The sequence below is a fragment of the Actinoplanes solisilvae genome (genome assembly GCF_003999975.1).
Classification (GTDB): Bacteria; Actinomycetota; Actinomycetes; order Mycobacteriales; family Micromonosporaceae; genus Actinoplanes; species Actinoplanes solisilvae.
Genome location: NZ_RJAC01000005.1, coordinates 60,164 through 72,322, shown reverse-complemented (window position 1 = coordinate 72,322; position 12,159 = coordinate 60,164). Strand labels below are relative to the sequence as shown.

The window sequence follows — 12,159 nt, the reverse complement described above, 5'->3', positions numbered from 1 at the left end:
GGTTCGGTTCCCAGACGTGAGAAGGGGCCCGCTTTCGCAGGCCCCTTCTCTTCGTGCTTCTTCGGTTCTAGCGACCGCTGGTGACTTCTTCGCGGTCGGCCCCGCTCACCGGCGGCATGCCCGGCGACACTGGGGCTTCGGCCGGCTTTTCGACCGGGAAGAAGAAGCCCTTGACCGCCGGCGCGAGGGCACCGACCCGGTTCATCTTCTTCGGGACGACCCAGCCGCCGTATTCCAGCGGGATGGGGTGGCCGTGGTCGTCGACCGGGCCGAGCGGCTGGTGGATTTCGACGAACTGGCCGTTCGGGAGGCGACGGATGATGCCCGTCTCCACGCCGTGGGCGAGGACTTCGCGGTCGTGCTGTTGCAGGCCGAGGCAGATGCGTACGGCGATGAAGTACATGATCGGCGGCAGGATGATCAGGCCGATGCGGCCGGCCCAGGTCATCGCGTTCAGGCTGATGTGGAACTTGTCAGCGATGACGTCGTTGGCGCCGGAGATCGTGCCGATCAGGAAGAACGTGACCGCCATGACGCCGACACCGACGCGTTCCGGGTTGTCGCGCGGGCGTTCCAGCAGGTTGTGGATGCGCTTGTCGCCGCTCTTGCGGGCTTCGAGCCACGGCCAGACCATCGGGGCCGTGGTGAAGAAGCCGAGGCCGACGACGGCCGGCCAGAACAGCGGCGGGATGCTGTAGTCGCCCAGGTAGATCTGCCAGTTCGGCATGAGCCGGACCAGGCCGTCGAGGAACATGACGTACCAGTCGGGCTGGGACGCCGAGGAGACCTCGGAGGCGCGGTAGGGACCGAACAGCCAGATCGGGTTGATCTGGAACAGACCCGCGAGCAGCGCGATCGTGCCGAAGACGGCCATGAAGAAGCCGCCCTGCTTGAGCGCGTAGCGCGGGAACATGCGTTCGCCGACCACGTTGGTGTTGGTGCGCATCGGGCCGGGCCACTGGGTGTGCTTCTGCTTGAAGACCAGGGCCAGGTGGACCGTGATCAGGCCGAGCAGGCCGGCTGGGATGAGCAGCACGTGCACGATGTAGAACCGGCCGATGATGAAGTGGCCGGGGAACTCGCCGCCGAAGATCGCGGCCGACACCCAGGTGCCGACGACCGGGATGGACAGCATGATCGCCGAGGCGATGCGCAGGCCGGTGCCGGAGAGGCCGTCGTCGGGGAGCGAGTAGCCGGTGAAGCCGGCCAGGAAGGCCAGCAGGAACAGGGCCATGCCGATGACCCAGTTCGTCTCACGCGGCTTGCGATATGCACCGGTGAAGAAGATGCGCAGCATGTGCACGACGATCGACGCCACGAACAGCAGCGCGGCCCAGTGGTGCATCTGCCGCATGAACAGACCGCCGCGCACCTCGAACGACAGGTGCAGCGACGACGCGTACGCCTGGGACATCTCCGTGCCGCGCAGGGCGGGGTAGGAGCCCTGGTAGGCGGTCTCCGTCATCGACGGGTCGAAAAAGAGCGTCAGGAACACGCCGGTGAGCAGCAGGATGATGAACGAGAACAGCGCGATCTCGCCCAGCAGGAAGGACCAGTGGTCCGGGAAGACCTTGTTGAGCAGCGCCCGCAGGGGCGTGGAGGCTTGGAACCGCTCGTCTACGCCCTTGGCGAAGGTGACCGGCGCCTGTTGAAGATCTGCTTTCCGACGCTTCACGGCCGCTCCCAGAAGTCAGGTCCGACAGTGTCCTTGTAGTCGGACGTTGCCACGAAGTAGCCCTCCTCGTCCACTCCCAGCGGCAGCATGGGCAGCCGGCGGGTGGCGGGGCCGAAGATCGGCTGCGCGTTCCTGGTGATCAGGAACTGCGACTGGTGGCAGGGGCACAGCAGGCGGTTGGTCTGCTGCTCGTACAGGCTCGCCGGGCAACCGGCGTGCGTGCAGATCTTGGAGTACGCGATGTAGTCGCCCCACATCGACCCCTTGTTGCGCGGGTCGGCGTCAGCCTCGGCGCGAGCCTTGGCCGCGTCGTCCCCGCGCAGGTGGATGAGCAGGGTGGGCGAGTCGGCGTACTCGTTGGTGGCGCCGTGCGGGATGCCGGGGAAGACCGTCATCTGGCCGCCGGTGCTGACGTCCTCCGGGCGGATCGGGGTGCCGTCGTCGCGGGTGAGCCGCACCGGGTTGCCACCGTTGTTGGACGGGTGGAAACCGGTCGTGAACAGGTCGGGGTGCTCGCCCTTGTGCGGGTTCTCGATCAGGCCACCGACCAGGGGCGCGCCCACGGCCAGGCCGATCGGGAGCAGACCGAAGCCGATCGCGCCCTTGAGCAGCGGACGGCGCTGGACGCCGGTGGTCAGCTCGTCGGCGACGAAGAGCATCGCCTGGCCGGTGATCTTCTGCTCGTCGGTCGGCGGCGCGCCGTCGTGCCGCGCCTGGATCGACACCTCGTGCGGGAGCAGCTTCTTGGCCCAGGCCAGGATCGCGAAGCCGATCGCGAACAGCGAGATGCCGAGCGAGATGCCGAGGATGGGGGTGAAGTAGTCGCCCATCGTGTGGCCGAGCTCGAAGCGCCAGGGCCACACGATGTAGAAGACCACGAACGCAAACCCGGCGATGCCACCGATGATGAACAGCAGCGCAATGTTGCGGACGACGCGGTTCTCGGCCTTCGAGTTCGTGCCCTGGAACTGCGACTCGTACGTGACGAGCTCGATCTCGTCGCGGCGCAGGCCCTCTTTGATGATGTCGAGCCGGGTCGCGTCCGGGTGGTGGACATCGAACGGCTTCGCGTCGCCGTCGGTGTCGTGGTGCAGCGTGGTCATGACTTCCCCGCAATCCACAGCGCCGTGAAGACCAGGATCGTGATGCCGACGACGAAGATCGCGACACCCTCGGTCGACGGGCCGTAGCGGCCCAGGTTGAACAGACCGCCCGGGTCCCTGTCCTGCTGAAGCTGCAGGTTGATGTAGGTGATGATCTCGCGCTTCTCGTCCGGCGTGAGCTGGTTGTCGCCGAACACCGGCATGTTCTGCGGGCCGCTCAGCATCGCCGCGTAGATCGTCTCGGGGGTGGCGTCGTGCAGGCCGGGGGCGAACTTGCCCGACGAGAGTGCGCCGCCGCCGCCGCCGAAGCCGTGGCACGACGTGCAGTTGACCCGGAACAGCTCGCCGCCGCGGGCGAGGGCCTCGGGGTTCTCGTCGAGGTTCTCGACGAGCTCGCCCTCGGGCAGCTGCGGGCCTCCACCCAGCTCCTGGATGTACTGGCCGAGCTGCTTCGTCTGGTTCTTGTCGAACAGCGGCCGCTTCTGCTCGGCCTGGGCCTCCTGGCGGACCATCGGCATGCGGCCGGTGCCCACCTGGAACTCCACCGACGCCGAGCCGACGCCGATCAGGCTCGGACCGCGGTCGTCGACACCCTGACCGTCACGCCCGTGACAGGTGAGGCAGCTGTTGTCGTAGAGCTGCTTTCCCTCGAGCGCCGTGGCGGAGAGCTGCCGGGGTTCGTCGGCGAACGCGCCCGGGGCGAAAGCGGTGTAGACGCCGCCGGCGAGCGCGAGAGCGGCGAGCATGCGCACCGCCGCGCCGAGGCGCCGACGCGTCTTGCTCGGCGCGCCGCGCCGGCGGGAGAACACCCGGCTGAACCGGGGCCGGCCGGCGGGGGTGTCAGAAGTCATGGGCTGTGTCCCTCTGGGTTTTGACCTGAAACTCATGGGCGGACGCGGGGGTCTACTGCAGCCAATAGATCATGGCGAACAGCGCGATCCACACGATGTCCACGAAGTGCCAGTAGTACGACACGACGATCGCCGACGTCGCCTGGGCAGGCGTGAACCGGCCCATCGTCGTGCGGATCATGTAGACGATGAAGGCGATCAGACCGCCGGTGACGTGCAGGCCGTGGAAGCCGGTCGTCAGGTAGAACATGGAGCCGTAACCGTCGCCGTTGAGCTTGATGCCCTCGTGGACGAGGTTGCGGTACTCGTTCGCCTGGCCGAGCACGAAGATCAGGCCCATCACGAAGGTGATGGTGAACCAGCGCCGCAGCGCGAACACGTCACCCTTCTCCGCCGCGAAGACGCCGAGCTGGCAGGTGACCGAGGAGAGCACCAGGATCACCGTGAACGTCGTCGCGTACGGGATCTCGAGGTGCCGGGTGTGCTCCGCCCACTGCTCGGGCGCTGCCGCACGGATCGAGAAGTACATCGCGAACAACGCCGCGAAGAACATGAGCTCGCTGGAGAGCCACACGATCGTGCCGACGCTGACCATGTTGGGTCGCGTCAGGGAGTGGATCCTGCTCTTGTCGATGGCTGAGGCCGCTGTCACGGCCTCATTATTGCCCCGCGATCAGTGCAACGTGCTGCGGGGGGTCGAATCAGGCACCAGTTGCAGCCCGGAATATCTGGACCGGACCGGATAGGCCTAGCCTCGAGAGGTGCAGTCAGCCGAAATGCCACCACTAGCCGCCGCAGCCGGGAATACTGTCCTCCCGCCGTTCACGCCGGGTGCGATCTTCACAGAGATCCACTTCGGCAGCCTGGTCGCGCTCTTCCTGCTGGTCTCCGCGGCCCTCTACGGCTACGGCGTCTACCGGCTTCGGCAGCGTGGAGATCACTGGCCGGTCGGGCGCACGGTCGCCTTCGTCGCCGGTGGACTGGGCTCGATCGCGGCCGTGACGATCACCGGCATCGAGGCGTACGACACCACGCTGCTCTCCGTGCACATGGTCCAGCACATGGTGCTGTCGATGGTCGGGCCGATCTTCCTGGCGCTCGGCGCACCGGTCACGCTCGCCCTGCGTACGCTGCCCTCGGCTCCTCGCAACAAGCTGCTCGCGCTGCTGCACAGCCGGGCCGCCAAGGTTCTGACGTTCCCGCTCGTCGCCTTCGGGATCTTCGTGGCGAACCCGTTCGTCCTCTACTTCACCGGCCTCTACGAGCAGACGCTGCTGCACTCGTGGCTGCACGAGTTCATCCACGTGCACTTCATCGTCACCGGCTGCCTGTTCTTCTGGCCGCTGCTGGGCCTCGACCCGCTGCCCGGCCGCTGGCCCTACCCCGGCCGCGCCCTGCTCATGGTGCTGTCGGTGCCGTTCCACACCGTCCTCGGCCTGACGATCATGCAGAGCCCCACGCTGCTGGCCGGCGACTACTACCGAAACCTGGGCCTGAGCTGGACAGATCCGGTCGCCGACCAGGTCACGGCGGGCGGCATCCTGTGGGCCGGCGGCGAGATCGTCAGCGTCACGATGCTGGGCATCCTGATCGTGCAGTGGGTGCGCCAGTCCGAACGCGAAGCCCGCCGCATCGACCGCGCGCTCGACCGGCAGGAGGCCGAGGAGGCCGCCGCGCAGGCCCGCTCCGATGCAGCCAAGATCACAAACGAGGCCCCCGCCGACACCCGCGTACCGGGGTCGGACATCGCGTAAACGGTTCCGTTACGATCGGCGGGCACCTACGACGTGAACCGGGGCACAAAATGAGCGACGCGCAGATCACTCAGTACACGGTCCTCCTCTACAGCGACGATCCCGCTGTGCGTGACCGCATCCGGCTGGCGATCGGGGTGCGACCGGCCGCCGACCTGCAGGTCGAGTTCGCCGACGCCACCACCTGGGAAGACTGCCGCGATCTCCTCGACAAGTACGAGATCGACCTGATGGTGCTCGACGGCGAGGCAGCACCCGCCGGCGGCCTCGGCATCGCCCGCCAGACCAAGGACGAGTACGCCACCCCGCCGCCCACCTGCGTGGTCCTCGCTCGCGCCGCCGACCGCTGGCTGGCCGCGTACGCTCAGGTCGACCAGACCCTCGTCGCGCCGCTCGACCCGGTCACCACCGGCCAGACCGTCGCCGCGATGCTCCGGGCCCGCCGCAACGGCGCCGTCCCGCTGGGCACCCTCGGCACGCTGGGCTGACCGAGGCTCCACACTCACCGACACTCCCCCGCATCCCCGGAGGCCCCGCCATGGGCGCACGCACCTGGCCGAATCTGACGAGCGCACTGCTGCGCGGCGAGGAACTCGGGACCGCCGACACCGCCTGGGCCATGGGCGAGATCATGACCGGCAACGCGACCCCGGCCCAGATCGCCGGGTTCGCCGTCGCACTGCGGGCCAAGGGCGAGACGCCGGGCGAACTGGCCGGCCTGGTCGAGGCGATGCTGGCCAACGCCACGCTGGTCGAGCTGCCGGAAGACGTACGGACAAGCGCTGTCGACGTTGTCGGCACCGGCGGAGACCGGGCCAACACCGTGAACATCTCGACGATGGCGGCGATCATCACAGCCGCCGCCGGTGTGACGGTGGTCAAACACGGTAACAGGTCGGCCTCCTCGACCACGGGCACCGCTGACCTGCTGGAACACTTCGGCATCCCGCTCGACCTGGGCCCCGCGGGCGTGAAGAGCACGGTCACCGGCGCGGGCATCGGGTTCTGCTTCGCGGCCCGCTACCACCCCGGCATGCGGCACGCCGCCGTCACACGACGCGAGCTGGGCCTGCCGACGTTCTTCAACGTGCTCGGCCCACTGACCAACCCGGCCCGGCCCACGGCCGCCGCGGTCGGCTGCTTCGACCCGCGCATGGCACCCGTGATGGCCGCCGTCTTCGCCCGCCGCGGCGACTCGGTGCTGGTCATGCGGGGCGAGGACGGCCTCGACGAATTCACGACCGCCGCCCCGACCCGGCTGTGGAAGGCCGCCGACGGCAAGGTCGAGGAACTCCTGATCGACTCGGTCGAGCTCGGCCTGCCCCGCAGCGAGCCGGCCGCCCTGCGTGGTGGGGACGCGGCCTTCAACGCCGACGTGGCTCACCGCACATTCGCGGGCGAGCCCGGGCCCGTACGGGATGCGGTTGTTCTGAACGTGGCGGCTGCCCTCGCTGCTCAGGCGGGCTTTCCCGGCGATCTCAGAGACACGCTGCGGGCCGGGATCGTCCGGGCCCAGGAAACGATCGACTCCGGGGCGGCGACGGCTCAGCTGGCGCGCTGGGTCGACGCGGCCCAGCAGGCCAAAGCCGGCGAGTAACCCGGACAACCAATCTCACAGCAGACACGCCGCGTGCAATACTCCCAAATGCCGCTTTTACATGGCAGCGTCGGAATCAGTTTCGGGTAATTCCACCTTCCGGCGAAGAGAGGAGCCACCCGTGTCCGACCAGACCCCACGCTGCATCATCTGCGACGGCGACATGATCTTCGAGCTGCCCTCCACCACCACTGACCCGGCCGAAGAACTGGTCTGCACCCGCTGCGGCGCCGCCGAAGTGGTCGCCCCGATCGTCGCCCACCTCTGGCTGGGCCATCCCACTCCACCGCGACGCATCGCGCCGCAACAGCGGCGGGCCGCTGCGTAGCTTATGGCTCCGCTGCGTAGCTCATGGCTCCGCTGCGTAGCTCATGGCTCCGCTGCGTAGCTCATGGCTCCGCTTCGCTCCGCAGGGGCAGTCGCCCTTTAGGCCAATGACTTGAGCCCGGTTTTCCAACGACGCAAACACCACGTCGTTGGAAAACCGGGCTCAAGTCATTGACGGCGACTGCCCACGCAGTTCTCGGACAGCGCCCTCGCGCACGGTAGGGGGCGATGACCGCGACTCGGATGGCGCGCTCGGTTCAGCTACGGGGTGAGTGGTTTCGCGAGGACTGTTGACGGACGGCGCGTTCGCATGAGTGCGGAGCTAGAGAGCTTTTGCCGCGGAGGTCTGCACTCAGCTACCCGGGTCGGGGATTCGGCCCGGGTCGGGCATTCGGCCCGGGTCGGGCATTCGGCCCGGGTCGGGCATTCGGCCCGGGTCGGTCGCGGCGGCACGGTGGTCACTGAGGCTTTCCAGGCGGGCCGGCGTCGTGGTGCCGCGCGGCGCCGCCCGTTGCGCTGACAAGCAGTCAAGCCGGATGACAGTTCCCAATTTCAGGATTACAGGCCCTCCCCTTCCATGATCGATCCGAGATCCTGGTTTCAGGCCCCTGGAACGCGATCGAGGCCCCTGCATCAACGATCAAGCCGGGGAAGGGCCCGTTTCCTGGTTTAGGCACGGCGGCGAGCCAACCGGTCACCGCGACCGGCCGCACCACTGCGGCACCACGACGGTGGCCGGCCTGGACAGCCTGCGCGACCAACCGGTCACCGCGACCGGCCGCATCACTGCGGCACCACGACGGTGGCCGGCCTGGACAGCCTGCGCGACCAACCAGTCACCACGACCGGCCGTCATGGGTAGGGCGGATTGGGCCTCGGGGAACGGCTGCGCGAACCAGATGCCTGCACCGGGCCTCCAGGGCAGACCTCGACCCCGGAGGCTCTCTAGTGGTTGCGCGAGGGCCGTTCACGGACGGCGCGTTCGCATGAGGGCGGAGCTCGTGGTTGCGCGAGGGCCGTTGACGAGCGGCGCGCTTGCGCTGGTGCCGGGCGGACGCTGAGCGACGGCGGTTCACGAGGGTCTTCGCGGCCGTGGACTACGCACTTAGGTGCCTGTTTGAGCGCGGCCGAGGCGCGCTGCTTTTCGTGAAGGCGGGGTGCGAGAGCGAGCGAGGCGCGCTGCTTTTCGTGAAGGCGACGGGCGAGAGCTACCCGGGCAGTCGTCGTCAATGACTTGAGCCCGGTTTTCCGACGCCGTGGTGTTTGCGCGTCGGAAAACCGGGCTCAAGCCATTGACCTAAAAGACGACTGCCCCTGCGGAGCGAAGCGGAGCCATAAACTCAGTGCTCCGCGGGGTGCCGGGTTCCCGTGTAGTACTCAAAGATCATCGAGCACGACGAGAAGATCACCAAGATCATGCCCACGAGCACCAGCCACCACATCCAGAACACCAGGCCGAGGCCGGCGACGGTGCAGGACAGGGCGATCCCGAACGGCCAGTAGCTGCCGGGGCTGAAGAAGCCGATCTCGCCAGCCCCTTCCGCGATCTCGCCGTCCTCGCGGTCTTCCGGGCGCAGGTCGATGCGGCGGGCGACGAACCAGAAGAAGCCGCCGCACATCGAGCACAACAGTCCGGAAAGGATCAGCGCCACGAAGCCGATCCACTCGATCTGACCGGTGGAGAAGTGGGTGTAGATGCCGTAGACGGTGGCCGCTCCGAAGAGGAAGACCGCGACGCCGGCGAAGATCTTGTATTCGGTGCGCACGCTTCCCCTACTTCCCGGCCGTGGTCACGGCGCCCGTGCCTGAGGCGACGGCGTCCCGCTGGTTCCAGCTGTTCTTCTGGCGGCGCGTGTTGAACGGCTCGGTGGTCACGGCGTACTGCTGGTCGCCGGTGTAACCGATGGCCCCCATCGCTTCCTGCGTGGTGGCGCCGCCCTCCTTCGCCTGGAGGAACGTGTCGAACCGTTCGGGCGAGACCACGACCAGCTCGAAGTTCATGAACGCGTGGTAGGTCCCGCAGAGTTCGGCGCACCGGCCGACGTAGCGGCCTTCCTTGTCGAGCGTGAACTCGAACTGGTTGCGAACATTGCCCGGGAACACATCGCGCTTGAAGAGGATTTCGGGCACCCAGAACGAGTGGATGACGTCCTTGCTCGTCTCCTCGATGCGGATCTTCTCGCCGACCGGCAGGACCAGCAGCGGGATCACATCGGACGAACCGACCGTCGAGGCGACCGTGTTGGCCTCTTTGCCGAGCCCGTCGCGGTAGTTGAACTGCCAGTTCCACTTGAACGCGACGACCTCGACCACCTGGTCGGGGTTCTTCGAGAGCTTGTCGACGTCGGTCTGCACGATCGCCGTGTAGTAGAAGAGCACACCCACGATCAGCACCGGGGTGACCGTGTAGAGCACCTCCATCGGCATGTTGAACCGGGTCTGCACGGGCAGCTCGTCACCGCGCTTGCGGTATCGGATGATGCACCAGAAGATCAGGCCCCACACGAAGATGCCCACGATCAGCGCGGCGATCACCGAGGCGATCCACAGGTCGTACATCCTGTGGGCCTGCAGGGTGATGCCCTTGCCCGGCCAGCCGAAGTGGCCGAACGCGTCGCCTACACCTTCCAGCGAACATCCCGAGAGCAGCATCAGCAGTGCCGACCCGCTGAGACCGAGCCCGGCGATCCGGACTGCCGCTCGCGGCCGCACGGCCGAACTCTTTGCGCTCACCTGCTCTTGCCTCCTTAGCAGCGCCGCCTCCCGCCCGAAACGGACACGAATGGCCAGGCGTCACCGTCGGTCGCACATTACTCGACCAGGCCCTGTCCCACCGTTTCGGGGGTCCGATCTTCGGCCGTGCGCGAATGCCCTTCGTCAACCGGACGATACCGTTCGCAAGGTGGAAATCACGCCCGATCCCGTTGGTCCACCCGCTTACCTCGACGCGGCGTCGGCGGCGCCGCTTCATCCGGTGGCCCGTGAGGCCCTTCTGGCTGCGCTTTCCGACGGCTGGGCCGATCCCGCGCGCCTCTATTCGGCCGGCCGCCGGGCTCAGCAGTTGTCCGATGCGGCCCGTGCTGCATTTGCCGAGGTTCTGGGCGTACGACCGGACGAGGTGTCTTTCTGGCCCTCGGGTACGGCGGCCGCGCAGGCCGCCGTGCTCGGAGCGCTCGCCGGCCGGGCTCGCCGGGGCGACACGCTCGTGCACAGCGCCATCGAGCATTCAGCCGTGCTGCACGCGGCCGCTCGCGGCAAGGCGATCGAGGTGGGTGTCGATCGTCGGGGCCGGCTTGACCTCGAGGCCTGGGAACGCGCGGTGAGCGGCGACGGCGTGGCGCTGGCCTCGCTGATCAGTGCGAGTCACGAGGTCGGGACGGTGCAGCCGGTCGCGGCCGCCGCGAGCTACTGCGACGAGGCGGGCGTGCCGCTGTTCGTCGACGCCGCGCAGTCGGTCGGGCGGGTCGACGTACCCGGCGGTTGGTCGTTGCTGAGCGCCAGCGCGCACAAGTGGGGCGGCCCTCCCGGCGTCGGCGTCCTGGCGGTTCGCAAAGGTGTGCGCTGGATCTCCCCGTACCCACAAGATGATCTTTATCGCCCTCAGGCGCCCGGGAGTGTCGATCTGCCGGCCGTGGTGGCCGCGGCGGCCAGCCTGCGCGCCGTCCGAGCCGAGGCCCAGACCGAGGGCGTACGTCTGAGCGCGCTGGTCGACCGCATCCGGGAGCGGGTGCCGATGACCGTTCCGGACGTCGAGGTGGTCGGCGATCCCGTCGAGCGGCTGCCGCACCTGGTCACGTTCTCGTGCCTCTATGTCGACGGGGAGGCGCTGCTGCACGCGCTCGACCGGGCCGGGTTCGCGGTCTCGTCGGGTTCGTCGTGCACGGCGTCGACGCTGCGGCCCAGTCACGTGCTCGAGGCGATGGGCGTGCTCAGCCATGGAAACGTACGGGTCTCGCTGCATTCGGGCACGTCGGAGGCGGACGTCGAACGGTTCCTGACCGTGCTGCCCGGCATCGTCGAGGGCCTGCGCCGGGAAGCGGGAATGTGATGGATCTTGTGCTCGACTGCCGGGGCCTCAAGTGCCCGCTACCGATCATCAGGCTGGCCCAGCGGATCGGCGACGTGCCGGTCGGCGGCGTGGTGCGCCTGCTCGCGGACGACCCCGCGGCGGAGAACGACGTGCAGGCGTGGTGCCGCATGAAGTCTCAGGAGTACTTGGGTTCGCCCGAGAAAGACGTGTTTGAAGTACGCCGGACTGGCTGAGCCGGTCCAACCCCGGCCACCGCCCCTGAACCGGACTAAAGGCTGAGGTACTCCACCACAGCCTCGACGGGGTCGCGGGCCAGGAACGTATCGACGACCAGGCGCGGGCCCAGATAGGGCTCGTATTCGGCCTGACGTTCCAGGACGCGGACCCAGTCGGGCACCCCGTCGTGATCGCGGGACTCGTAGCGCTTCTCGACGCGGCGGCGGTGCTCAGCGTCGTCGCCGACAACCACTTCGACGACCCTCAGCGGCACACCGGCCCGTTCGGCGGCCTCGACCCACAGCAGGCGGGCCGCCTTCACCGGGCTCACCGCGTCGATGATCACGTGGTGGCCCATGTCGAGCTGCACCTCGGCGAGGGCGGCCACCGCCCCGTACGCGGCGAAGCCCGGTCTTGGCTCGGTGACCTCGTAGCGCTGCAGCGCGAAGTCGACGGTGTCGACCGCGAGCACGCACGCCGGCAGTTCTTTCGCGACCCGCGCGGCGAGCGTGCTCTTCCCTACACCGGGGAGCCCGGCGAAGACGGCCAACATCCCGATTTGGTTCCTTTCGGTTTTCCGCCGCGGGGCAGGCTCATGTTCTTTAA

General features: G+C 68.0%; 13 protein-coding genes. 6 read left to right on the top strand and 7 right to left on the bottom strand.

Annotated features, from left to right (window positions below; translation table 11 throughout):
* Positions 1-67: 67 nt before the first annotated feature.
* Genes qcrB through ctaE form a run of 4 tightly spaced genes read right to left on the bottom strand, consistent with a single transcriptional unit; the run spans position 68 to position 4,281 of the window.
* The gene (qcrB, locus tag EER30_RS16005; protein WP_127501251.1) at positions 68-1,675 is read right to left on the bottom strand and encodes a cytochrome bc1 complex cytochrome b subunit; all 1,608 of its coding nucleotides are present in this window, start codon (positions 1,673-1,675) and stop codon (positions 68-70) included.
* Positions 1,672-2,778: a cytochrome bc1 complex Rieske iron-sulfur subunit gene (qcrA, locus tag EER30_RS16000; RefSeq protein ID WP_127501250.1), complete on the bottom strand. Its 1,107-nt coding sequence runs from the start codon at positions 2,776-2,778 to the stop codon at positions 1,672-1,674. The genes qcrB and qcrA overlap by 4 nt, the downstream gene beginning before the upstream one ends.
* Positions 2,775-3,629: a cytochrome bc1 complex diheme cytochrome c subunit gene (qcrC, locus tag EER30_RS15995; RefSeq protein ID WP_127501249.1), complete on the bottom strand. Its 855-nt coding sequence runs from the start codon at positions 3,627-3,629 to the stop codon at positions 2,775-2,777. Before qcrC ends, qcrA begins: the two co-directional genes overlap by 4 nt.
* A gap of 52 nt (positions 3,630-3,681) precedes the next feature.
* Entirely contained in the window at positions 3,682-4,281 is a 600-nt protein-coding gene (ctaE, locus tag EER30_RS15990; protein ID WP_127501248.1) for an aa3-type cytochrome oxidase subunit III, read from the bottom strand.
* A 124-nt stretch (positions 4,282-4,405) separates the two neighbouring features.
* Between ctaE and EER30_RS15985 the strand changes: the two genes are divergently transcribed.
* From EER30_RS15985 to EER30_RS15970, 4 genes are all read left to right on the top strand, one after another.
* Complete coding sequence (locus EER30_RS15985; RefSeq protein WP_127501552.1) at positions 4,406-5,383, top strand: cytochrome c oxidase assembly protein; 978 nt, start codon at positions 4,406-4,408, stop codon at positions 5,381-5,383.
* A 50-nt stretch (positions 5,384-5,433) separates the two neighbouring features.
* A complete protein-coding gene (locus tag EER30_RS15980; RefSeq protein ID WP_127501247.1) occupies positions 5,434-5,871 on the top strand; it encodes a hypothetical protein in 438 nt (145 codons plus the stop codon).
* A gap of 50 nt (positions 5,872-5,921) precedes the next feature.
* Positions 5,922-6,980 carry an anthranilate phosphoribosyltransferase gene (gene trpD / locus EER30_RS15975; RefSeq protein WP_127501246.1) on the top strand — a complete coding sequence of 353 codons (1,059 nt, stop codon included), beginning with the start codon at positions 5,922-5,924 and terminating at the stop codon, positions 6,978-6,980.
* A 121-nt stretch (positions 6,981-7,101) separates the two neighbouring features.
* Complete coding sequence (locus EER30_RS15970) at positions 7,102-7,308, top strand: hypothetical protein (RefSeq protein ID WP_127501245.1); 207 nt, start codon at positions 7,102-7,104, stop codon at positions 7,306-7,308.
* Positions 7,309-8,647: 1,339 nt separating this feature from the next.
* On the opposite strand, the gene EER30_RS15960 is transcribed toward EER30_RS15970, so the two are convergent.
* The gene (locus EER30_RS15960) at positions 8,648-9,073 is read right to left on the bottom strand and encodes a cytochrome c oxidase subunit 4 (RefSeq protein WP_127501244.1); all 426 of its coding nucleotides are present in this window, start codon (positions 9,071-9,073) and stop codon (positions 8,648-8,650) included.
* 7 nt (positions 9,074-9,080) lie between these two features.
* Positions 9,081-9,959, bottom strand: coding sequence for an aa3-type cytochrome oxidase subunit II (gene ctaC, locus EER30_RS15955; protein WP_127501551.1), 879 nt, complete (start codon positions 9,957-9,959; stop codon positions 9,081-9,083).
* Between the two features lie 250 nt (positions 9,960-10,209).
* Between ctaC and EER30_RS15950 the strand changes: the two genes are divergently transcribed.
* Together EER30_RS15950 and EER30_RS15945 are read left to right on the top strand one after the other, a co-directional pair.
* The gene (locus EER30_RS15950; RefSeq protein ID WP_240670049.1) at positions 10,210-11,355 is read left to right on the top strand and encodes a cysteine desulfurase family protein; all 1,146 of its coding nucleotides are present in this window, start codon (positions 10,210-10,212) and stop codon (positions 11,353-11,355) included.
* Positions 11,355-11,570, top strand: a complete 216-nt coding sequence (locus tag EER30_RS15945) for a sulfurtransferase TusA family protein (protein WP_127501242.1) — start codon at positions 11,355-11,357, stop codon at positions 11,568-11,570. Before EER30_RS15950 ends, EER30_RS15945 begins: the two co-directional genes overlap by 1 nt.
* A gap of 35 nt (positions 11,571-11,605) precedes the next feature.
* On the opposite strand, the gene EER30_RS15940 is transcribed toward EER30_RS15945, so the two are convergent.
* The gene (locus EER30_RS15940; RefSeq protein WP_127501241.1) at positions 11,606-12,106 is read right to left on the bottom strand and encodes a P-loop nucleotide/nucleoside kinase family protein; all 501 of its coding nucleotides are present in this window, start codon (positions 12,104-12,106) and stop codon (positions 11,606-11,608) included.
* Between the last annotated feature and the right edge of the window lie 53 nt (positions 12,107-12,159).

Excerpts from the sequence above, each read along its gene's own strand:
- qcrA (WP_127501250.1), bottom strand. The coding sequence starts at position 2,778 with ATGACCACGCTGCACCACGACACCGACGGCGACGCGAAGCCGTTCGAT.
- qcrC (WP_127501249.1), bottom strand. The coding sequence starts at position 3,629 with ATGACTTCTGACACCCCCGCCGGCCGGCCCCGGTTCAGCCGGGTGTTC.
- EER30_RS15985 (WP_127501552.1), top strand. The coding sequence starts at position 4,406 with ATGCCACCACTAGCCGCCGCAGCCGGGAATACTGTCCTCCCGCCGTTC.
- EER30_RS15980 (WP_127501247.1), top strand. The coding sequence starts at position 5,434 with ATGAGCGACGCGCAGATCACTCAGTACACGGTCCTCCTCTACAGCGAC.
- trpD (WP_127501246.1), top strand. The coding sequence starts at position 5,922 with ATGGGCGCACGCACCTGGCCGAATCTGACGAGCGCACTGCTGCGCGGC.
- ctaC (WP_127501551.1), bottom strand. The coding sequence starts at position 9,959 with ATGCTGCTCTCGGGATGTTCGCTGGAAGGTGTAGGCGACGCGTTCGGC.
- EER30_RS15945 (WP_127501242.1), top strand. The coding sequence starts at position 11,355 with ATGGATCTTGTGCTCGACTGCCGGGGCCTCAAGTGCCCGCTACCGATC.
- EER30_RS15940 (WP_127501241.1), bottom strand. The coding sequence starts at position 12,106 with ATGTTGGCCGTCTTCGCCGGGCTCCCCGGTGTAGGGAAGAGCACGCTC.